18 protein-coding genes are annotated in these 20,608 nt (G+C 59.3%); 8 read left to right on the top strand and 10 right to left on the bottom strand.

Features of this window, described 5'->3' with window-relative positions; all coding sequences use genetic code 11:
• The first annotated feature begins 83 nt into the window (after window positions 1-83).
• Entirely contained in the window at window positions 84-572 is a 489-nt protein-coding gene (gene nrdR, locus EDF61_RS12395; protein WP_105656788.1) for a transcriptional regulator NrdR, read from the top strand.
• Between the two features lie 82 nt (window positions 573-654).
• Here nrdR and map read toward each other — a convergent pair whose 3' ends face one another.
• Window positions 655-1,530: a type I methionyl aminopeptidase gene (gene map, locus EDF61_RS12390; RefSeq protein WP_105656787.1), complete on the bottom strand. Its 876-nt coding sequence runs from the start codon at window positions 1,528-1,530 to the stop codon at window positions 655-657.
• Window positions 1,531-1,663: 133 nt separating this feature from the next.
• Here map and EDF61_RS12385 point away from each other — a divergent pair, with 133 nt between their 5' ends.
• Window positions 1,664-1,858 carry a hypothetical protein gene (locus EDF61_RS12385; RefSeq protein WP_105656786.1) on the top strand — a complete coding sequence of 65 codons (195 nt, stop codon included), beginning with the start codon at window positions 1,664-1,666 and terminating at the stop codon, window positions 1,856-1,858.
• A gap of 110 nt (window positions 1,859-1,968) precedes the next feature.
• Here the strand turns inward: EDF61_RS12385 and panB are convergent, their stop codons facing one another.
• Window positions 1,969-2,805: a 3-methyl-2-oxobutanoate hydroxymethyltransferase gene (gene panB, locus EDF61_RS12380; RefSeq protein WP_133834276.1), complete on the bottom strand. Its 837-nt coding sequence runs from the start codon at window positions 2,803-2,805 to the stop codon at window positions 1,969-1,971.
• 136 nt (window positions 2,806-2,941) lie between these two features.
• Between panB and glnA (EDF61_RS12375) the strand changes: the two genes are divergently transcribed.
• From glnA (EDF61_RS12375) to EDF61_RS12360, 4 genes are all read left to right on the top strand, one after another.
• Window positions 2,942-4,282 carry a type I glutamate--ammonia ligase gene (gene glnA, locus EDF61_RS12375; RefSeq protein ID WP_105656784.1) on the top strand — a complete coding sequence of 447 codons (1,341 nt, stop codon included), beginning with the start codon at window positions 2,942-2,944 and terminating at the stop codon, window positions 4,280-4,282.
• Between the two features lie 52 nt (window positions 4,283-4,334).
• Window positions 4,335-7,361: a bifunctional [glutamine synthetase] adenylyltransferase/[glutamine synthetase]-adenylyl-L-tyrosine phosphorylase gene (locus EDF61_RS12370; protein ID WP_133834275.1), complete on the top strand. Its 3,027-nt coding sequence runs from the start codon at window positions 4,335-4,337 to the stop codon at window positions 7,359-7,361.
• Window positions 7,362-7,369: 8 nt separating this feature from the next.
• Complete coding sequence (locus EDF61_RS12365) at window positions 7,370-7,852, top strand: DUF1990 domain-containing protein (RefSeq protein ID WP_105661476.1); 483 nt, start codon at window positions 7,370-7,372, stop codon at window positions 7,850-7,852.
• Between the two features lie 105 nt (window positions 7,853-7,957).
• Entirely contained in the window at window positions 7,958-8,428 is a 471-nt protein-coding gene (locus EDF61_RS12360) for a nucleoside deaminase (RefSeq protein WP_105656781.1), read from the top strand.
• A 162-nt stretch (window positions 8,429-8,590) separates the two neighbouring features.
• On the opposite strand, the gene glnA (EDF61_RS12355) is transcribed toward EDF61_RS12360, so the two are convergent.
• Entirely contained in the window at window positions 8,591-10,015 is a 1,425-nt protein-coding gene (gene glnA, locus EDF61_RS12355; protein WP_105656780.1) for a type I glutamate--ammonia ligase, read from the bottom strand.
• Window positions 10,016-10,289: 274 nt separating this feature from the next.
• Here glnA (EDF61_RS12355) and EDF61_RS12350 point away from each other — a divergent pair, with 274 nt between their 5' ends.
• Window positions 10,290-10,727, top strand: coding sequence for an RDD family protein (locus EDF61_RS12350; protein WP_105656860.1), 438 nt, complete (start codon window positions 10,290-10,292; stop codon window positions 10,725-10,727).
• 70 nt (window positions 10,728-10,797) lie between these two features.
• On the opposite strand, the gene EDF61_RS12345 is transcribed toward EDF61_RS12350, so the two are convergent.
• From EDF61_RS12345 to lipB, 3 genes are all read right to left on the bottom strand, one after another.
• Window positions 10,798-11,547, bottom strand: a complete 750-nt coding sequence (locus EDF61_RS12345; protein ID WP_105656779.1) for a DUF4191 domain-containing protein — start codon at window positions 11,545-11,547, stop codon at window positions 10,798-10,800.
• A 166-nt stretch (window positions 11,548-11,713) separates the two neighbouring features.
• Window positions 11,714-12,712 carry a lipoyl synthase gene (lipA, locus tag EDF61_RS12340; protein WP_133834274.1) on the bottom strand — a complete coding sequence of 333 codons (999 nt, stop codon included), beginning with the start codon at window positions 12,710-12,712 and terminating at the stop codon, window positions 11,714-11,716.
• 34 nt (window positions 12,713-12,746) lie between these two features.
• Entirely contained in the window at window positions 12,747-13,421 is a 675-nt protein-coding gene (gene lipB / locus EDF61_RS12335; RefSeq protein WP_286134117.1) for a lipoyl(octanoyl) transferase LipB, read from the bottom strand.
• A 45-nt stretch (window positions 13,422-13,466) separates the two neighbouring features.
• On the opposite strand from lipB, the gene EDF61_RS12330 reads away from it, so the two are divergent.
• Window positions 13,467-15,011, top strand: a complete 1,545-nt coding sequence (locus EDF61_RS12330) for a serine/threonine-protein kinase (protein ID WP_133834273.1) — start codon at window positions 13,467-13,469, stop codon at window positions 15,009-15,011.
• A gap of 78 nt (window positions 15,012-15,089) precedes the next feature.
• On the opposite strand, the gene EDF61_RS12325 is transcribed toward EDF61_RS12330, so the two are convergent.
• The 4 genes from EDF61_RS12325 to EDF61_RS12310 form a co-directional block, all read right to left on the bottom strand.
• On the bottom strand, window positions 15,090-15,440 hold the full coding sequence (locus tag EDF61_RS12325) for a hypothetical protein (RefSeq protein ID WP_105656775.1): 351 nt from the start codon (window positions 15,438-15,440) through the stop codon (window positions 15,090-15,092).
• A 111-nt stretch (window positions 15,441-15,551) separates the two neighbouring features.
• Window positions 15,552-17,270 carry a 2-oxoglutarate dehydrogenase, E2 component, dihydrolipoamide succinyltransferase gene (gene sucB / locus EDF61_RS12320; RefSeq protein WP_133834272.1) on the bottom strand — a complete coding sequence of 573 codons (1,719 nt, stop codon included), beginning with the start codon at window positions 17,268-17,270 and terminating at the stop codon, window positions 15,552-15,554.
• Window positions 17,271-17,387: 117 nt separating this feature from the next.
• On the bottom strand, window positions 17,388-18,767 hold the full coding sequence (gene lpdA / locus EDF61_RS12315) for a dihydrolipoyl dehydrogenase (RefSeq protein WP_105656773.1): 1,380 nt from the start codon (window positions 18,765-18,767) through the stop codon (window positions 17,388-17,390).
• A 283-nt stretch (window positions 18,768-19,050) separates the two neighbouring features.
• Window positions 19,051-20,565 (bottom strand): leucyl aminopeptidase, encoded by a 1,515-nt coding sequence (locus EDF61_RS12310; RefSeq protein ID WP_105661473.1) that lies wholly within the window; start codon window positions 20,563-20,565, stop codon window positions 19,051-19,053.
• Window positions 20,566-20,608: the final 43 nt, after the last annotated feature.

Here is a 20,608-nt window from a genome sequence, read left to right as displayed (position 1 = left end):
CGCTAAACTGTTAGGTGACATGAGTTGATTCTTGCCACCATGGGTGAACCGAGAATGCTTCTTAGGCTACAGATGGAGGTGCCGTGAACTGCCCGTATTGCCGCAATGCGGATTCCCGAGTGGTCGATAGTCGAGTTGCCGACGACGGCGTCTCGATCCGCCGCCGACGCCAGTGCACGGCTTGTTCGCGCCGTTTCACCACCACCGAAACTGCCAGCCTCAACGTGCTCAAGCAGTCCGGTGCCGTAGAACCGTTCTCGCGCAACAAGGTCATTAACGGTGTTCGCAAGGCCTGCCAGGGCCGCCCGGTCACCGATCACGACCTTGCCGTCCTGGCCCAGGAAGTCGAAGAGGCAGTCCGGACCTCCGGGGCTGCTGAAATCCCGGCCCACCAGGTGGGCTTGGCCATCTTGGAGCCATTGTCGCGCCTCGATGAGGTCGCTTACTTGCGCTTTGCCAGTGTCTACCACAACTTCCAGTCGCTGACTGATTTCGAGACCGCCATTGCCCGGCTGCGCGATCGCCGTGGCAAGGTTCCGCAGGGAAACCAGCGTCCGCTCTCGGCCGACTAGCAGTTTTCGCATAGAGCAAACGCCAGTGCCCCAGACCTTTCGTGGTCGCGGGCACTGGCGTTTGGCGTAGGCGTCGCAGCGGCTATGGCAGGGTGAGAATTTCCGCGCCATCGTCGGTGACCAGCAGGGTGTGCTCGAACTGCGCGGTGCGCTTCTTGTCCTTGGTGGTCACGGTCCAGTCGTCTTCCCACATGTCCCATTCGACGGTGCCCAAGGTGAGCATCGGCTCGATGGTGAAAACCATGCCTGGCTCGATGGGAGTGTTGTAGGCCGGCGCCGCATCGTAATGCGGGATGATCAAGCCGGAATGGAAGGCCTCGCCGACGCCGTGGCCGGTGAAGTCGCGGACCACGCCGTAGCCGAACCGCTTGGCGTAGGTTTCAATGCTTCGGCCGATCACATTGATCTCACGCCCTGGCATCACGGCCTTGATGGCGCGCTTCAGCGAGTTTTCGGTGCGCTCGACCAGCAGGCGCGATTCTTCATCCACGTCACCGACCAGGAAGGTGGCGTTGTTATCTCCGTGAACGCCACCGATGAAGGCGGTGATATCGATATTGATGATGTCGCCATCTTGCAACACGGTGGTGTCCGGGATGCCGTGGCAGATGACCTCGTTCAACGAGGAGCACAGCGACTTGGGGAATCCGCGGTAGCCCAAGGTTGACGGGTAGGCGTTGTGATCCATGAGGAATTCGTGGCCAAGCCGATCGAGCTGGTCGGTGGTGGCTCCCGGCTGGCAAGCCTTGCCAACTTCCTGCAGTGCCTGAGCGGCAATCCTTGAAGCTATGCGAATGCGTTCGATGACTTCTGGGCTTTTGATTTCCGAAGCCGTGTTGCTGGCAGGTTCCTTCTTGCCAACGTATTCGGGGCGTTCAATGTGTTTCGGTACCGGAAGTTCCGGGGAGACCGTGCCGGCGGTGAGATTTCCAAGGGGTGCAGTTGAAGCAATAGCCATGCTTTTATTCTAGCTTCACGTATCTGCCGCTTCGCTAGGAGATAGCCGATAGAACAGGTGGTGTTGCACCTATTTTCCGCCGGTTGGGATACCGTGGAAGAAGCAGCAAGAATCGAGAATAGAGGAGTTTTCCATGAGCTCAGTTGGCACCCCGGGCGAGGGGCAGTACTGGTACAACGTCTCGACCAAGACCGTGGAGAATGGCCCGCAGTCTGATTGGTCGCAGTTGCTTGGCCCATATGACACGGTTGCTGAAGCCGAAGCGGCAATGGCGAAAGTCCAGGCACGCAATGAGGCGTGGGACGACGCAGAGGAAGACGACGAGTAGAAGTCAAGGGCACCGAGCCAGGCCGGTGCGGCGAATGGCAAAGCGGTGCGCTGCCACGATGGATGACATCGAGGCAGCGCACCGCTTTGCGATATGGCGTGAGCCGGCTTCTATTCCTTGAACTCGTACTCTGCCGAGGGGAAGGTGCCGGAAACCACGTCCTGGTGGTACTCGCGCACCGCGTTGCCGACAACCTCACGCAGATCAGCGTACTTCTTCACGAAGCGCGGGGTGCGCCCTCCGCCAAGACCCAGCATGTCCTGCCAAACCAGGACCTGTCCGGTGGTGGAGTTGCCAGCGCCGATGCCGATGGTCGGCACCTTCAGCGCGGCATCGATTTTGGCAGCGACCGGGCTTGGCACCATTTCCATCAGGATGCAGAAGGCGCCTGCATCCTGCAATTGCACAGCGTCGTGCTTCATCTGCTCTACAGCGTCGCCACGGCCCTGCACGCGGTACCCGCCCAATGCATGCTCGGACTGCGGAGTGAATCCGATGTGCCCGATAACGGGAACTCCGGCAAGGACCATGGCGCGGACATGCTCGGCGTATTGCGCGGTGCCCTCCATCTTGACCGCGTGGGCATGGCCTTCCTTCATCAGGCGCACCGCAGTGGCAACGGCCTGGGCAGGGGACTGCTCGTAGCTGCCAAACGGGAGGTCGGCAACGACCATGGCGCGTTTGGCCCCGTTGGCGACAGCTTTGGTGAACATGATCATTTCGTCGAGGGTAATGGGCAGCGTGGACTCGTAGCCGAGTACGGTATTGGCAGCGGAGTCGCCAACCAGCAGCATCTCGATCCCGGCCGAATCGAAAATCTCTGCCATCATTACGTCATAAGCAGTTAACATCGCGAATTTTTCGCCATTGTCCTTGGCCTGCTGCAAATGATGAAGTCGGATACGGGACGGGCCTTTTTCAGGGTTCCCTAGGTATGGTTGTGGCATGAATCGACTTTATCGCACTTGGACAGGGCGATGCTGATCGTTGGGACGGTTCTGAACCGATATAGTGTTGCCACAGGTCAATTTTCTTACCGGTTGTGATCAGCGCCGGATATCAGAATCCCAAAGGTGGTGGAAAATGGATCGTCAGCAGGAATTTGTACTGCGCACCATTGAAGAACGCGACGTTCGATTTGTGCGAATGTGGTTTACTGACGTCGTTGGTTCGCTCAAGTCGGTGGCGTTGGCTCCTGCTGAAGTTGAAGATGCTTTCGAAGAAGGTCTGGGATTCGATGGTTCCTCCATTGATGGACTGTCCCGGATCTCCGAGTCTGACATGTTGCTTCAGCCAGATCCTGCCACCTTCCAGATCCTGCCGTGGCGCGGCGAAGTCGAACCGACCTCCCGCATGTTCTGCGACATCCTGACCCCTGAGGGCCAGCCGTCCAATGCAGATCCGCGCCAGGTGCTCAAGCGCCAGCTGGCCGAAGCATCGAATATGGGTTTCACTTGCTACACCCACCCGGAGATCGAATTCTATTTGCTGGAGAACGATCAGCTGGATGCCAATGGCCGTCCCCAGCCGATCGACAACGGTGGCTACTTCGACCACGTGCCAGATGGCGTTGGGCAGGACTTCCGCCGTGCTTCCGTGACCACGCTGGAAGCGCTGGGCATTTCGGTGGAGTTCTCCCACCACGAAACAGGTCCAGGCCAGAACGAAATCGATCTGCGCTACGCAGATGCCTTGCAGACCGCCGACAACATCATGACCTTCCGTACCGTCATCAAGGAGATGGCGATGCAAAAGGGCATCCACGCAACCTTCATGCCCAAGCCATTTGCCGACCATCCGGGCAGCGGCATGCATACCCACTTCTCCTTGTTCGAAGGTGACGCTAACGCGTTCTTCGAAGCTGGCCGCGAATACCAGCTCTCCGATGTGGCCCGGTCCTTCATCGCCGGCATCTTGCACCATGCGCCGGAAATGACCGCCATCACCAACCAGTACGTGAACTCGTACAAGCGGTTGTGGGGTGGAGGGGAGGCGCCGAGCCACCGTTCGTGGGGGCACAACAACCGCTCGGCACTGGTCCGCGTGCCGCTGTACAAGCCAGGCAAGGGACAGTCCGCCCGCGTGGAATACCGCGGTATCGACTCGGCAGCCAATCCGTACCTGGCCTACGCAGTATTGCTGGGCGCTGGGCTGAAGGGCATCCGCGAAGGCTACGAGCTGGAAGAGCCAACCGAGGATGATGTCTGGAGCCTGTCCACGGCAGAACGCCGCGCCTCGGGCCACGTTCCGCTGCCTGGCAGCCTGCACGACGCATTGCGCGCCATGGAAGAGTCGGAACTGATGGCCGAGATCCTCGGCGAGCAGGTATTCAACTCGTTCCTGTCGAACAAGCGCACCGAATGGGAAGAGTACCGCCAGGTCATTACCCCCTACGAACTGAACAAGTATTTGGGAATCCTCTAGAGACTTCGCCGCGTGAAGCTGCGCGGCGAAATGCGGGAGAACACGAGACACCATGCCGGAAGTACCCTCGCGAGCATTGCTCAACGCTGGCTTCAGCGACATCGAAAGGGCCAAGAAATTCCTTCAGGCCGAGGAACTGTCCCGGATTGATCCCAGCCTGATCGTGAGCAAGATGGCGCATGCGCCAGATCCGGACCAGGCACTGCTGCTGGCCCTGCGGTTGGTAGATCGGCACCCGGAAGTCATCGATATCTTCCTGGAGCCCGATAGCTGCCAAGGGCTCGTCAGGCTTCTGGGCAGCTCTTCTGCGCTCGGGGAGTTCCTCATGCGTTGTCCCGAGGCGCTGGAGATCGTCCGCCACGCCCCACCCGGTGAATTCGTCCCCGTGCCCGCGGAACAGCTGGTCGAGGACTTGCTGGCATCGATCGAGGCCAAGCAATCAGACGGCGGGCACTGGGTCTCTTCCCATACCGGTGCTGAAGCGCGACAGCGCTTGCGCACCGCCTACCGCAAGGCCTTGCTCTCGCTGGCCCACCGGGACTTGGGTTCCACCCAGCCGCAGCGCATTCTGCCCCTGGTCGCCGCCGAACTGGCCGACATGGCTGGTGCCGCGTTGGAGGGGGCATTGGCCATTGCCCGGGCCGAAGCCGCCGAACAATATGATGCTGGCGACGTTGATCGGGTTAAGATCACCATCATTGGCATGGGCAAGTGCGGTGCACGTGAACTGAACTATATTTCGGACGTCGATGTCATTTACGTCCACGATTCCACGCCGGGAATCGATGACGACCTGGCCGCCGCGATCGCGACGGTGATCTGCGGGAACACGGCACGTGCACTGATGGTCCCTGGCCCTGAGCCGATGCTCTGGGAAGTGGATGCGAATCTTCGCCCCGAGGGCAAGGACGGGGCCTTGACCCGTACGCTCTCATCCCATGAAGCGTATTACCGCCGGTGGGCTCATTCATGGGAATTCCAAGCCCTGCTCAAGGCCCGCGCGATTGCCGGCGACAAGGAACTGGGACGCTCTTATGAGCGGATGGTTTCGCCAATGGTTTGGTCCAGTTCCGAGCGTGAGGGCTTCGTTGAATCCGTCCAGGCCATGCGCCGACGCGTCAGCGACAACATCGACAAGCAAGATGTTGCGTGGCAAATCAAGCTGGGCCCCGGTGGGCTGCGCGATGTCGAATTCACCGTCCAGCTGCTCCAACTCGTCCATGGTCGAGTCGACCCCGCCATCCAGGTGCCAACCACCACCCTGGCCATCCAAGCGATGAGCGATATCGGCTACATCGGCCGTGATGATGCGACGAATTTCGATGACTCATACCGTTTCCTGCGCTTGCTGGAGCACCGGATACAGCTCAGCCAATTGCGCCGTACCCACTTGATGCCCCGGGCAGAAAGCGCCCAGCGCGTGCTTGCACGATCGATCCGTGGTGCCGGAGACCTGCAGCTCAGCAGCCCGGAGAAGCTGATGCGCCGCTGGAATGAAACCAAGCGCATGGTGCGTTCGCTGCACGAGCGTATTTTCTACCGTCCGCTCCTGGTCAGTAGTTCCAACCTCTCGGCCGATGATGTCAAGCTCACCGCCGAATCGGCGCAAGCCCGCCTGCGCGCCCTGGGCTATCTCGACCCGAAGGCGGCGATGCGGCACATTGAAGCCCTGACCGGTGGGGTCTCGCGCAGTGCGTCATTGCAACGGCAATTGCTGCCGGTACTCCTGGACTGGTTTGCCCGCGGGGTTGACCCGGATGCTGGATTGCTGGGCTTCCGCCGGCTCAGCGAAGCGCTGGGCAAGTCCCATTGGTTCCTCGGCATGCTGCGCGATACCAACGCTGCCGCTGAACGGCTGAGCCACTTGCTCTCCAATACGCGCTTCCTGACCGACCTGCTGGCCAATGAGCCGGCGGCGGCCGCTTGGCTGGGCTCCGACGCGTCCTTGACGCCGCAGACATTCGAGAACCTGCTGCAGCAGAACACCTCGATCATCCATCGCACGAAGCAGCCAGAAGCTGCCATCCGCATGATCCGCATGGTGCGCCGCCGCGAGTTCTTGCGTGTCGCGCTTGCCGACGGCGCTGGCCTGCTGACCGTTGACGAAGTCGGCGTAGCACTCTCGAACATCGACGCCGCCATGGTTGACGGGGTGCTGAAGGTCCTCTTGGCTGCTGACCAGGCCAAGCACGGGGAACATGCTGTCGTTTCGGTCATTGCCATGGGCCGCCAAGGCGGTCGGGAAATCGGTTACGGCTCTGATGCGGACGTCCTGTTCGTGCAGCGCCCGGTTCCTGGCGCCACGGCCCAAGCTGCTCAAGAACAAGCGCTTCGGGTAGTTACCGACCTGGTGTCGTGGACCGCCAAACCGTTGAAACCAGCCATTCCAGCTGAAGTGAAATTGAAAGTGGACTCGGATCTGCGCCCCGAGGGCCGCCAGGGAATGCTGGTCCGTTCTCTCGACGCCTACGCCACCTATTACCAGCGATGGGTGGAAATCTGGGAACGCCAGGCGTTGCAGCGTGCACGCCCGTTTGCCGGCGATGACCAGTTGGCTGAAGATTTCATGGAATTGATTAGGCCGGTGCGCTACGGCAAGGGACTGGACGAGTCGGAGATCCGGGATATCCGCAAGATCAAGGCCCGCGTTGAGTCCGAACGGCTCCCACGAGGTGCCGACCCCAACCGCCACCTGAAACTGGGACGAGGCTCGCTCTCGGACATTGAATGGCTGGTGCAGTTCTACCAGTTGCAATACGCCTGGAAGCACGAATCCCTGCGCACCACCTCGACGCTCCAGGCGTTGGAAGAGCTGGCGAAATTGGAGCTCATTGCGCAAGACGATAGCGAACTGCTGGCGATTGCTTGGCGGCTGGCTACGCAGATTCGCAGTGCTGAAATCATCACGTCCGGTCGTTCCAGCGATGTCTTGCCGAGTTCGGCGCGCGATATGGAAGCCGTGGCTCGGTGGTGCGGCTATGAGCCGCACTTTGGCGTGGAACTCGAAGAGGACTACTTGCGTGCAACCCGGCACGCGCGTGGCATCTTTGAACTGCTGTTCTACGGCTTTGAGAACTAGGAACCGCGGTGGCCGTTGAAACGCTGCTGGAACGTACCTGGAGCCCGCTGGCTGCTTCATCCAGGCCGTGGCAACGCCGCGTGCTGCTAGGTAGGGGAGTAGCCCTGTGGAACGTTGCGTGCGCTGCCTTGCTCCGTTGGGAAGTCAAGACACGCAGCGGGTTCAGGCTTCAGCCGCAGTTGCCGGTCGCCGTGGGCCAGCAACCCTTGATCACCATCGGTGTCGGACCGTTGCGCATCCATGAACCTGTGGAGGTCGTTGACGTCGTTGCGGAAAGTGATTGGGTAGGGTTTTCCTACCGGACGCTGCCGGGGCATCCGGTTCAGGGTGTGGAAGCTTTCATTCTTGAACGCGCGGACGAGCAAGTTTTCCTGCTGATCAGGTCGGTCACGGCACCTTCTGATGTGCCTGCTTGGCGTCGAGTCTTCAAGGCGCTGCTCCTGGCGCAGTGGGTGACACGTCAGCGTTACCTTCGTGCGCTGAAACCTTAGTCCGCAACCGGCAATTTCCTGCGCTTCCCGCCGGAACAGGATGCGGGGGACTAGGGTGGGGATTGTAATCTCTACGCGAATAATGAGTGCAGGGGAGCTTCGAAAATGCTGGACCCAAAGATGCTGCAGGCTGCCATTGATCAGTCCTTGCTGGCCCTGGAATCCAATGACAGCGGACCATTTGGCGCGGTGGTAGTCCTTGACGGAAAAGTCGTTTCCGCTGGCTACAACTCGGTGGTGGGTAGCCAGGATCCAACGGCGCACGCCGAAATCAATGCCATCCGCGCAGCGGGACAAGCACTGGGAACCTTCGATCTGTCGCAATGCGAGCTCTACACCAGCTGCGAGCCATGTCCCATGTGCCTGGGTGCCATCTATTGGTCCCGCTTCGAGCATGTCTACTACGCGAATACGCGCGACGAAGCCGCGAAGATCGGCTTCGATGATGATTTCATTTACAAGGAGCTTGAGCTTCCCATGAGCGAGCGGAAAATTCCGTTTACCAAGGTTGAAGATTCCGGTGCGCTCAGGGCATTTGAGCTTTGGGAAGCAAAGAGCGACAAGCAGGAATACTAGTACTTGTTATCGGGGCGGCACTTGCCCTGAGCGCGATGGCCGCCCATGTGCGGGCCCGCACTGATGCTTAAACAGAGGAGTCCGCACAAGTGCCAGAACATAGTTCTTGCGCTTTGTGCAGACTCCTCTGCAAACTACACGGGGCGATGCCCCGTCAGCTGATTAGCAACCGTAGTAGAGCTCGAACTCGTATGGGTTCGGGCGCAGGCTCAATGGCTTGATTTCGTTTTCACGCTTGTACTCGACCCAAGTCTGGATCAGGTCCTCGGTGAAGACGCCGCCTTCGAGCAGGAACTCGTGATCAGCTTCCAGGGCCTTGAGCGCCTCTTCGAGGCTTTCAGGTGCGCGCTGGATTTCCTTGGCCTCTTCGGCAGGAAGCTCGTAGAGGTCCTTGTCGATTGGCTCTGCAGGTTCAATGCGGTTCTTGATGCCGTCCAGGCCAGCCATCAGCTGGGCTGCGAACGCCAGGTATGGGTTCGAGGAAGCATCCGGAGCGCGGAACTCGATGCGCTTCGCCTTAGGGTTCGAACCGGTGATCGGGATACGGATACCGGCAGAGCGGTTGCCCTGCGAGTAAACCATGTTCACTGGAGCTTCGTAGCCCTTGACCAGGCGGCGGTAGGAGTTCACGGTTGGGTTGGTGAACGCGAGCACGGCGTCTGCGTGCTTCAGCAGGCCGCCGATGTACCAGCGTGCGGTATCGGACAGGCCAGCGTAGCCCTTTTCATCGTAGAACAGCGGTTCGCCGTTGGCCCACAGCGACTGGTGCACGTGCATGCCCGAGCCGTTGTCGCCGAAGACTGGCTTTGGCATGAAGGTTGCGGACTTGCCCCACGCGTCAGCGACGTTCTTCACGATGTACTTGAAGAGCATCAGTTCATCAGCGGAGTGAACCATGGTGTTGAACTTGTAGTTGATTTCTGCCTGGCCGGCAGCGCCCACCTCGTGGTGGCTGCGTTCAACCTCAAGGCCAGCCTTGTCCAACTCGACGCAGATCGCGTCGCGCAGGTCAGCCTGCTTGTCAGTCGGTGCAACTGGGAAGTAGCCGCCCTTGTACGGGGTCTTGTAACCCTGGTTGCCGCCTTCTTCCTTGCGGCCGGTGTTCCAAGGTGCCTCGTCGGAATCGATCGAGTAGAACGCGCCCTGTGGCTTGGATTCGTAGCGAACGTCTTCGAAGATGAAGAATTCTGCTTCTGGGGCGAAGAACGCGGTGTCAGCGATACCGGTCGATTCCAGGTATGCCTCGGCACGTTCCGCAACGCCACGTGGGTCGCGGTGGTACGGCTCACCGGTGCGTGGGTTGATGATCGAGAAGTTGAAGGCCAGGGTCTTTTCCAGGCGGAAGGGATCGATGAAGCCGGTGGTGACGTCCGGGATCAGCTGCATGTCGGAATCAGAGATGCCGGCGAAGCCGCGGATGGAAGAACCATCGAAGAGCTGGCCGTTGACGAAGAAGTCGGCATCCACGGACTTGGCAGGCACGTTGAAGTGCTGCTGTACACCTGGTAGGTCGGTGAAACGGATATCGACGAACTTGATGTCCTCTTCGGCAATATATGCCAAGACTTCTTCTGGACTGGTAAACATGTGCAGGTGACTCCCTGGTGAGATATAAGGTTTGGTAAACGGAACCGGTAGCCGGAATGATCCGGCTGGTCCTCTTGCTTACGTATCAAGCTTACCTATAATCCATTTCTGAATGGTGTCTCTATTGTTTCCAACCTGTTACAAGCGGAGAATCCGGGCGTGTCGTATCGCGCTGATCTGCGCTGATTGCCTGCTGTAACAATCTGACTTGGATACTTGCTACCTGGTTATCGCGTTCTAACTGGCGCACAGAATCGCTGGATAGACTGTATTGGTGGAAAGAAAAGACTTCAGCTCGTGGCTTGAAGGGCCGCCGCAGCATAATACGCAACAATGGCCCGGGCAGGATATGGGGCGCCCCGAGAAGGGCCCCGGCTCCATTGCCAGATTCCCGCGACGGGTCGGTGCACTGCTCTTGGACTGGGGGCTCTCGATGCTGCTGAGCTGGTGGCTGTTTGACAGCCACGATCTGGCAACATTGAGCCTGTTCTGCGCCGGGCAGATCATCGGTGTCGGGTTCACCGGGCACACGATCGGGCACCGTACCTTTGGAATGCAGGTGCAGTCGCTGGATGGAACCGCAATCAAGCCGTTCCAAGGCCTGATTCGTTCCTTGCTGCTTTGCCTGGCTATTCCGGCCTTCGTCACCGACAAGGACCAGCGTGGACTGCATGATCGTTTGCCCAAGACCATCCTGGTGAATATCTCCTAGCAATAGATCCGGACAGCAAGAAAGAAGCCGCAACTAGAAATTCCAGTTGCGGCTTCTTTAGTAGTTGTCTTTAGCGTCCGCGCGTAGCGCGGCGGTTTGGACGGACGCGGTTCGGGTCTACGCCCTTGGGGATAGGCAGACGATTCGCGGTCAAAGTGCTCAAGCGCTTGTCGATTGCGCTGACTTCCAGCTTCGTAATCGACTTTGGAAGCTTCTTCATTGCCTTGCCGACTTCAGCCAACGGAGTCTGGCCTTCTTCGGAACCAGCGTTGATGATGTGCACGGGAACGTTCGGCAGAACGCGGGCGATGCGCTTGCGCTCGGAAGAGGCAAGCTCACGAACCCGGCTCTTTGGTCCCTCAGTGACCAGGACGATGCCCGGGCGACCGATACCGAGGAACACCAGATCCTGGTGGCGGTTGTAGGCAACTGGTTCCTGCTTCAGGATCCAGCCGCGACGCAGCACACTCATGGCGGCGCCGGCAGCGCCGGGGCGGCCCTCAAGCTGCGAGAACGCAGCTTTCTCTGCGCGGCGGGACATCACGAACATTGCAGCAAGGAGCGCCAGCGGGATTGCGATGATCAACATCGTGATCCAGTTTTTGATCAAGAAGCCGATGACCAAGCAGACAGCAATGACGGCCAAGGCTGCCAATGCCATCCACCACACGACCATCGGGTCATTGCGGCGAGTCATCTGGAAGACCTGGCCAATTTGCTTCAGGCGGCCCGGTTCTTTGTTCTTCTTCTCAGCTTTTGGTTTACGCGAAAACAAGCCACGCTTAGGCGCGGCTGCGTCGTTGTCGGAGTTTTTGGCCATAGTGCCTTAATTCTACGCGATGAAGTTGATAGTTCTAAGCCGAGCCGGATCCAACACGGCATTTTCAGCTGAATTGCCCATGGACGGGCAGTGGGAAAGCCCCGGAACCCTCGATGGATTCCATCAGGAGTTCCGGGGCCTTAGCCGTGGGGTCCACTGGACCGAGCTACTTGATCAGCGAAGCTGCTTCCTGGCGCGTGTTGCCCGAGGACTCGATATGTGCCAATGCCTCTGGGATTTCGCGGCCCTTCTTGCGCATGGCGCCGGCCCACAGGCGGCCAGCGCGGTAGGAAGAACGGACCAGTGGCCCCGCCATGACTCCGGCAAAGCCGAGTTCTTCGGCTTCTTGCTGAAGCTCCAGGAACTCCTGCGGGGTGACCCAGCGGTCGACTGGCAGATGCAGGTCGGTTGGGCGCAGGTACTGGGTCAAAGTCAGCAGATCGCAGCCTGCCTCATGGAGATCACGCATGGCCTCGGAAATTTCTTCTCGAGTTTCGCCCATACCCAGAATCAGGTTGGACTTGGTGATCAAGCCACGCTTGCGGCCATGGGTGATCACATCCATGGAACGCTCGTAACGGAAAGCCGGGCGGATGCGCTTGAACAGGCGAGGCACAGTCTCTACGTTGTGGGCGTAGACTTCTGGCTCCGAATCGCAGATGGTATCCAGGTTCTCCGGCTTGCCGCTGAAATCGGGGATCAGCAGCTCTACGCCGGTGCTTGGATTCATCTTGTGGATCTGCCGCACAGTCTCGGCATACAGCCAGGTGCCCTCGTCTTCGAGGTCATCACGGGCGACGCCGGTTACGGTGGCGTAGCGCAGATCCATCTTCTTCACGCTCATGGCGACCTTGAATGGCTCTGAGCGGTCAATTGCGAAGGGCTTGCCGGTGGCGATCTGGCAGAAGTCGCAACGGCGGGTGCACTCTGAACCGCCGATCAGGAAGGAAGCCTCGCGGTCTTCCCAGCACTCGAAGATGTTCGGGCAGCCTGCTTCTTCGCAGACCGTATGCAAGCCTTCGCTCTGTACGAGATTTTTCAGGCCAACGTATTCAGGGCCAATGCTCAACTTGGCCTTGATCCATTCTGGCTTACGCTCCACAGGTACGGCAGCGTTGCGCTTTTCTACGCGCAGCATACGGCGGCCTTCTGGTTCGACGCTCATTAAACAGCTCTTTCTTTGGTGAGGGCGTGACTGTCTAGACGACTTGAGGGGTGAGCAGACGCTCTATTTCGGTTTGTACGCGGTCAACGACGTCTTCGGGGGTGACGGTACGGCCGAGTTCTTCGGAAATGGTGGTGACACCTGCATCGGAGATGCCGCAGGGGATGATCTGTTCGTAGGCGGAAAGCGCGTTAGAGCAGTTCAATGCGAAACCGTGCATGGTGACACCGTGGTTGATGCGGATTCCAATTGCTGCGATTTTGCGGTCCTGAGCGCCATCTTTGCCCGGTACCCAGACCCCGGAGCGGCCCTTGATCTGGGCCGTCGGAATGCCTAGCTCGCTGACCACGTTAATCAGGGCTTCTTCCAAGGTCTCCACGTAAAGTCGGATTGCGCTGATCTTGCGTAGCTTGACGATGGGGTAGCCAATGAGCTGTCCCGGGCCATGCCAGGTCAACTTTCCACCGCGATCCACATCCACCACGGGGGTCCCGTCCATCGGGAGATCTTCAGGTTCAGTTCGCTTGCCTGCGGTGTAAACCGCTTCGTGCTCCAGGAACAGGACTTTTGGGGTTTGCGTGTCCGCGGCTACCGCATCATGCAGTTGGATTTGGTAATCCCAAGCTTCCATGTAGGGCACAAATTTTGAGCCTAGTCCGACTCGTTCGAATTCGATCGCCATGACGGCTAGCCTACGCTCTTGAACGATCGGTCGCTAATTCAGAGCCGTCGAACCCATCTGTGGATATCCAGCTTGCAATTTACGATTCTGGGTTACAACGGAGTCATGGATGATTCTACGAATGTTCTAGCGTGGCCGACAAGCCCCGGGCATGTCACGGTAAGGCCGCTAAGTTCCAAGTCACCGTGTAAAGTTTGGCTGATCCGGAGGGAAAGCGACCAGTTGTACCTCACGCTAAAACTTAGCCTGACTATGGAAAACATCACTTCGCTTCGCCAAGAGCAGGTAAAGCAGTCAAGGAAATATGTCGTTGATTTCTACGGAACCCTGTCGACACAATTGGGCGAGGGGCTGGCTATGGAATATTGCCCCGGTGGCAGCGTGGCTGATCTTGTGGCAAGTCGAAGCGCCTTTGGCCTGGGGGAGTGCGTGACCGCGCTGGCACCCATCGCGCATACGCTTTCGGTGATGCATGCGCAGGGCCAACGCCATGGAGACTTATCGCCGGCCAATATATTGCTCACTGCCAAGGGAATGCCGAAGATCATTGACTTCCAGGAATCAGCTTCAGCACGGCAGGCGCTCACCGGCTCCGGTACGCCAGGATTCATGGCCCCTGAAATGCAGGCCGGGGTACGGGAAAGCCAAGTTGGAGAGCAGGACGTGTTTTCGCTGGGCGCCTGCTTGTGGTTTCTCCTATCCGGACGGATTCCCGAAGAGGAACTGATGCGTCCACCGGCAAGCGTGATGTTCCCCGGAATCCCTTCGATCATTCATGAACTGTTGATCGATTCGCTGAATCCAGATCCGCAAGCACGACCGACCGCAGATCAGTTTGCTCGAACGTTGTTCGCAAGCTGTCCGGCAGAGCCCATCAGCTGGGAAGGGCATGTAGCTCCAGAAGCTACTCATCTGATGGAGACCATCCATCCATCCGCGGAACAGAATGCTGCGCACAAGCGCTTCAAGCGCCAGGCCGATACCGCAAGCAGGCAGCGAAGCCCCAGCCGCGATGACTCCTGGCATAGCCATCGATTGCGCCGGACCCCCGGGGCCGTGAAATTGGCCGGTGCCGCAGCACTGGGCTCCTTGGTTATTATCGGGAGCCTCGTGGGCGTCAATCATTTCCGTGCGGCTGTGGCCACCGAAACGACTGCGGCTACGGCAGTACCGTCAGCAGAGCAAAGCTGCAGAATTGAAGACGGGGCGCACGTTCCAGCTTGTGCCTTGAATCGGGACACCGTGATCTCTGCATTCCTCGCGCTTTCAAGAGAGCGCGATGAAGCGATGGGGCAGCTGGCGGGGGAGAAGCTCAAGGGGCTCTACACTTCAGGAGCGGTGCAGCTGCAACGAGATCTCGAAACAATCGATCAGCTTCGGAAAATGGGTTTGGAATTTGCGGGATTGCGCACGAGACTCACGGACGTCACGGTATCGGCGCGTGGGCAGGGGGACTCTGTCATTCTTGCTGCCACTTCTACCCAAGAGGAATACCGCTACGTGGATGCCCGCGGAGCCACGGTTCACGCCGTCCAGACCGCGCAGCCGCAACGCATCGAAGTGGAACTAGTGCTGGAAGACGAGCGCTGGAAAATTGGCAAGGTATTGCGCCGTTAAAAGCGAAACGGCGGGAGGTGCAACCACAGCTTGCTCCAAGCTGATGGTTGCGGCTCCCGCCGTCAATGCTAATGCTGATTAGTTCCAGAGTACCGCGATGGCGATGTTGATCAAGGCCATGCCACCCACGGCGTGAGCGATCCCCGTAGGAACTTCCTCGCCGTTCTTCATCTTCTTCCGGCCAAGGAACGCTGCCACCAAGATAATGATTGCAATCAGCGACTTGATTCCAATCTTCATGTGGTTTGGCGAACCGTCGCCAGCCTCGAGAATACCGACCATGGCCAGACCCGTTACGACCTGAACGATAGCGCCATACCACTGCCATACGGAGACGGTTGGAGTCTTGAAATTAGCAAGCCAGCCGCCGAAGATAGCTGCTGCACCCAAGATATGCACGAAAATCAGGATTGAAAGAAGAATAGTCATGATACTAGCCTAATCTATTTTCGACTGATCGTAGAAAACGCAGAATCGCCCCTGTCGAACCAACGACAGGGGCGATTATCTACCTAGGCTGCGAAAGCGAAAGCTGGATCTTTACAGTCCCAGTTCGCCTTCGAAAGCGCCGCCTTCAAGGCGAGCCTTGACGGTCTGCAGGAAGCGGCCTGCATCGGCACCGTCTACCAGACGGTGATCGTAGGTCAGGCACAGGTACATCATGTGGCGGATGGCAATCGAATCGTTGCCCTCTGCGTCGGTAACGACCATTGGACGCTTCACGATCGCACCGGTGCCCAGGATGGCTACCTGTGGCTGGTTGATGATCGGGGTGTCGAACAGTGCGCCAACCGAACCGATGTTGGTGATCGAGAAGGTGCCACCGGAGAGCTCATCCGGACCGATCTTGTTGCTGCGGGTGCGTGCAGCAACATCAGCGATACGCGAAGCCATGCCAGCCAGGTTCAGATCGCCAGCGTTCGATACAACAGGAACCAGCAGGCCCTTGTCGGTGTCGACTGCGAATGCCAAGTGCTCGGCATTGTGGTAGGTGATCTTCTGGGTCTCTTCGTTGTACTCGGCGTTCAACTTAGGGTGTGCCTTCAGGCCCTCGGCAACAGCCTTGGCGATGAATGGCAAGTAAGTGAGGTTCACGCCGTTGGTGGCCTTGAAGTTGGCCTTTGCCGAAGCACGCAGCTTCACGATGCGGGTCATATCGATCTCGTGGACCTGGGTCAGCTGAGTCGATACGTCCAGGGATTCGCGCATGCGGCGAGCGATGACCTGGCGGATACGTGGAGCCTTCTCCTCGGTGCCGCGCAGCGAGGAAACCTCAACTGCAGGAGCAGCTGGCTTCGCGGCGGCAGGAGCAGGGGCGGCAGCAGGGGCGGCAGCTGGTGCAGCAGCTTCCTGGGCGGCAACAGCGTCCAAGACATCCTGCTTGCGGATGCGACCGCCAACGCCGGTACCCTTCACCGAAGCAATGTCGATGCTGTGCTGGTTAGCCAAGCGGCGGACCAGTGGGGTGACGTAGCCGGACTCATTGGTTGCCTCAGCAGCCGGTGCCTCTTCCTTTGCAGGAGCGGGAGCGGCCGGAGCGGCAGGTGCCTCTTCCTTAGCGGGAGCCGGAGCGGCCGGAGCCTCTTCCTTTGCAGGAGCCGGAGCAGCAGCTGGTGCTTCTTCCTTGGCTGGGGCGGCAGCTGGAGCAGCGCCAGCTGCACCGATAACAGCCAGAACAGCGCCAACTTCAGCGGTCTCATCTTCTGGAACGCGAATTTCCAGCAGGGTACCTGCAACGGGGGAAGGAACTTCGGTGTCAACCTTGTCGGTGGAAACCTCAAGCAGTGGCTCGTCGACGGAGACTTCCTCGCCAACTTCCTTCAGCCAGCGGGTGACGGTACCTTCGGTAACCGACTCGCCCAGAGCTGGAAGGGTCACTTCGGTGCCTGAAGCAGCGCCGGCGGCTGGTGCAGCTGCTGGAGCTTCTTCGGCTGCAGGTGCTGCTGGTGCTTCTTCAGCGGCTGGTTCGGCAGGTGCTTCTTCAGCGGCCGGAGCTGCTGGTGCAGCTTCGCCAACGCCGGAGCCATCGCCAATGCGAACCAGTGGGGCGCCAACTTCAGCGTCCTCGTCTTCGGCTACGAAGATTTCCTCGATGATGCCGGCAACCGGCGAAGGAACTTCAGTGTCAACCTTGTCGGTGGAAACTTCCACCAACGGCTCGTCTACCTCTACACGGTCGCCGACCTGCTTCAGCCAGCGGGTTACCGTACCTTCGGTAACGCTTTCACCCAGTGCGGGTAGGTTTACGGTTTCAGACATCGTCCCGTATCTCCTTGTTTTATAAAGCTTGAAAAGTGGTGGGAGGCGTTGCCTCCGAGCCTAGTGCATACAGGCAGCGCGTTGAACTAACGCGCTGCCTGTATGACCAAAGCGTGATTAACCGTGCAGCGGGGCGCCGGCCAAAGCCATTGCGGCTTCGCCCAGGGACTCGTTCTGGGTTGGGTGTGCGTGGATCAGCTGCGATACGTCCTCTGGGTAAGCTTCCCAGTTCACGATCAGCTGGGCTTCACCGATCTGCTCGCCAATGCGGCCGCCGATGCCGTGAACGCCAACGATTGGGCCGTTCTTGACGCGAACCATCTTGATGATGCCGCTGGTGCCCAGGATCGAGGACTTGCCATTGCCAGCCAAGTTGTACTCGGTGGTTTCAATCTGGTCGGCACCGAACTTCTCCTTGGCCTTCGGCTCGGAGTAGCCCACGGAAGCGATCTCTGGCTCGCAGAAAGTCACCTTCGGGATGTTGATGTCCTCGACGATGGTTGGCTTCATGCCGTGGATTTCCTCGGCTACGAAGCGGCCATGCTGGTAACCGCGGTGTGCAAGCTGTACGCCTGGAACGATGTCGCCGATTGCGTAGATGTTGCCAACGCCGGTGTGCAGGCGCTCATCGGTGATCACGAAGCCGCGGTCAATGGTGATGCCCTGCTCTTCGAAGCCGAGGCCCTCGGTTACCGGACCGCGACCCACTGCAACCAGAACGATCTCTGCTTCCAGGACCTTGCCGTCAGCCAGGGAGACCTTGGCACCGTTAGCATCCTGCTCGACCTTCTCGAAGAAGACGCCGGTGTTGAACTTGATGCCGCGCTTCTTGAAAGCGCGCTCCAGGTTCTTGATGATGGCTGGGTCCTCGTTCGGAACCAGCGAAGGCAGGCCCTCGACGATGGTGACGTCGACGCCGAAAGACTTCCATACGGAAGCGAACTCGACACCGATGACGCCGCCGCCGAGCACGATGGCGCTCTTTGGCAGGTCTTCCATGTTCAGTGCTTCGGTGCTGGTCAGTACGCGGCCGCCGATTTCCAGACCCATGGTCTTGGAGGTGGAGCCGGTAGCCAGGATGATGTACTTGCCCTTGTAGACGGTGCCATCAACATCGATGGAATCCTGGGAGACCAGTCGGCCGTTACCGGTGATAACGTTGACCTTCTTCATCTTCAGCAAGCCCTGGAGACCCTTGTGCTTTCCAGCAACAATGTCTTCCTTGTACTTGCGCACGCCAGCCAGGTCGATCGACTCCAGCGAGGAGTTGATGCCGAACTTGGCACCCTCGCGAGCGTTCTCGGCCAGCTCTGCTGCGTGCAGGTAAGCCTTGGTTGGGATGCAGCCGGTGTGCAGGCAGGTGCCGCCCAGCTTTTCCTTCTCGATCAATCCAACGGTGTAGCCCAGCTGGATGGCGCGCAATGCTGCCGAGTATCCAGCGGATCCGCCGCCGAGGATGAGGACATCAAATTCTTGCGTTGCTGCCGAATCGGCCACGTGAACGCTCCCTCGTATTCGCTTAGTGAGGCCGGCTTAGGCCGACCAGGGGATCGGGTGTGGACTTCCTGGAGCGTGACACATGCGGGCGCGCACCATTAATCCACGGTGATGTTTCAAAACTTACCTTAGTACCGTCCAATGGTTGCAGTCACCTTCGGGGCATTAAAAGTCAGGTATGTCTCTTATTTTTAAACTCATCCCGGCATCGTGCAGATAGTTCTGGCGATACCGGGATGAGTTCCAGGACACAGGAACTGCCATTAGTCCTGCGTTGCTGCGGCTAGTTTGCTGCAGCGAGCTGCTCTGCGTAGGCAACCAGGGTGCGTACCTGGGAGCCGGTGCCGTTCTTCGGAGTGTAGCCCCAGGCGCTGCCTTCGTTGAACGCAGGACCAGCGAAGTCGATGTGGGCCCAAGGGATCTTCTTGCCGTCCACTTCACCGACAAACTCTTCGAGGAACACGGCGGCAGTCATCATGCCGCCCATGCGCTCACCGATGTTCGCCAGATCGGCAACCTGCGACTCGATGGACGGGCGCAGCTCCTCCGGAAGCGGCATGGCCCAAGCCAATTCGCCCACCTTGTCCGAGACGGCAACCAAGTCGCTGGCGACCTGCTTGTCGCCCATGACACCTGCGGTGCGCAGGCCCAGGGCCAGCATCTGGGCGCCGGTCAGCGTAGCGATGTCGATCATGACATCCGGCTTCTCCAAGCTGGCAGCTGCCAGGCCATCGGCCATGACCAAGCGGCCTTCGGCGTCGGTATTGAGCACTTCAACGGTCTTGCCGCCGAACATGGTCAGCACATCGCCCGGACGGGTCGAGGCGCCGCCAGGCATGTTTTCTGCCAGGCACAGCCAGGCAGTGACCTTGACATTCAGGCCAAGCTCGGCGACTGCGGCAACGGTCTGGAAAACCGCGGCGGCACCGGACATGTCGGACTTCATGGCGTGCATGCCGGCAGCAGGCTTCAGCGAGGTGCCACCGGTGTCGAAGGTAATGCCCTTGCCGATCAAGGCGATGTGCTTGGCGGCCTTCGACGGCGCGTATTCGATCTTGACCATGCGCGGCTGGCGAACCGAACCGCCGCCAACACCGATCAGGCCGCCGAAGCCGTCCTTAGCAAGGCGCTTCTCGTCGAAAATGGTGACCTTCAGCGGCAGGGACTTGGAGTGGTCCTTCACTGCTGCGGCGAAGGACTCCGGGTACAGCACGTTGGCTGGGGCGTTGATCAGATCGCGGGTGCCGCGTACTGCGCGGCCCAGGATGGCAGCGCGCTTGAGTACTGCTGGCAGGTCCTTGGATGTCGCTACCGAGGTGACGATCTGGGCTTCGGCCAGTACCGGCTTCTCGCTCTTCTTCGAACGGTGGTTCTCGTAGCGGTAGCTGCCCAGCGCGATGCCTTCTGCGATGGCGGCCACGCGCTCCACGCTGTCAGCAGGCAGGGCGAAAATGGCGCTCTTGGCGTTGCTCAGCTGGCGGGCAGCCGAACCGGCGGCACGGCGCAGCTTCTCCTCGGTCAGATCAGCTAGCTCGTCAACGCCCAGGCCGATGAACTGCAAGGTCTTGGTCTTGGCACCGTCTACGCCTGGCAGCGCGGTGATTTCGTCGGCCTTCCCGGCAACGCCCAAAGCTGAAAGCGAATGCTCCAGGGAAGTGGTGGTTTCGGCGGTGAATGGGGATGCCGCGATGGACACCTTTTCGCCGTTCTTGAGTACACCCAGGATGAGAGTGTCAGCGCTCTTGCGCTTGATGTCGGCGCCAATGGCGCTCAAAGTGAGATCACTGGAGTTGATCACAAAATCATTCCTTCTATGCCTTTGTAGGGTCTAAGGTCGCGAC

Source organism: Arthrobacter sp. JUb115, from assembly GCF_004365035.1.
Lineage (GTDB): Bacteria > Actinomycetota > Actinomycetes > Actinomycetales > Micrococcaceae > Glutamicibacter.
This window is presented reverse-complemented; position numbering and strand designations above follow the sequence as displayed.

Excerpts from the sequence above, each read along its gene's own strand:
- map (WP_105656787.1), bottom strand. The coding sequence starts at position 1,530 with ATGGCTATTGCTTCAACTGCACCCCTTGGAAATCTCACCGCCGGCACG.
- EDF61_RS12385 (WP_105656786.1), top strand. The coding sequence starts at position 1,664 with ATGAGCTCAGTTGGCACCCCGGGCGAGGGGCAGTACTGGTACAACGTC.
- panB (WP_133834276.1), bottom strand. The coding sequence starts at position 2,805 with ATGCCACAACCATACCTAGGGAACCCTGAAAAAGGCCCGTCCCGTATC.
- glnA (WP_105656784.1), top strand. The coding sequence starts at position 2,942 with ATGGATCGTCAGCAGGAATTTGTACTGCGCACCATTGAAGAACGCGAC.
- EDF61_RS12370 (WP_133834275.1), top strand. The coding sequence starts at position 4,335 with ATGCCGGAAGTACCCTCGCGAGCATTGCTCAACGCTGGCTTCAGCGAC.
- EDF61_RS12360 (WP_105656781.1), top strand. The coding sequence starts at position 7,958 with ATGCTGGACCCAAAGATGCTGCAGGCTGCCATTGATCAGTCCTTGCTG.
- glnA (WP_105656780.1), bottom strand. The coding sequence starts at position 10,015 with ATGTTTACCAGTCCAGAAGAAGTCTTGGCATATATTGCCGAAGAGGAC.
- EDF61_RS12345 (WP_105656779.1), bottom strand. The coding sequence starts at position 11,547 with ATGGCCAAAAACTCCGACAACGACGCAGCCGCGCCTAAGCGTGGCTTG.
- lipA (WP_133834274.1), bottom strand. The coding sequence starts at position 12,712 with ATGAGCGTCGAACCAGAAGGCCGCCGTATGCTGCGCGTAGAAAAGCGC.
- EDF61_RS12325 (WP_105656775.1), bottom strand. The coding sequence starts at position 15,440 with ATGACTATTCTTCTTTCAATCCTGATTTTCGTGCATATCTTGGGTGCA.
- sucB (WP_133834272.1), bottom strand. The coding sequence starts at position 17,270 with ATGTCTGAAACCGTAAACCTACCCGCACTGGGTGAAAGCGTTACCGAA.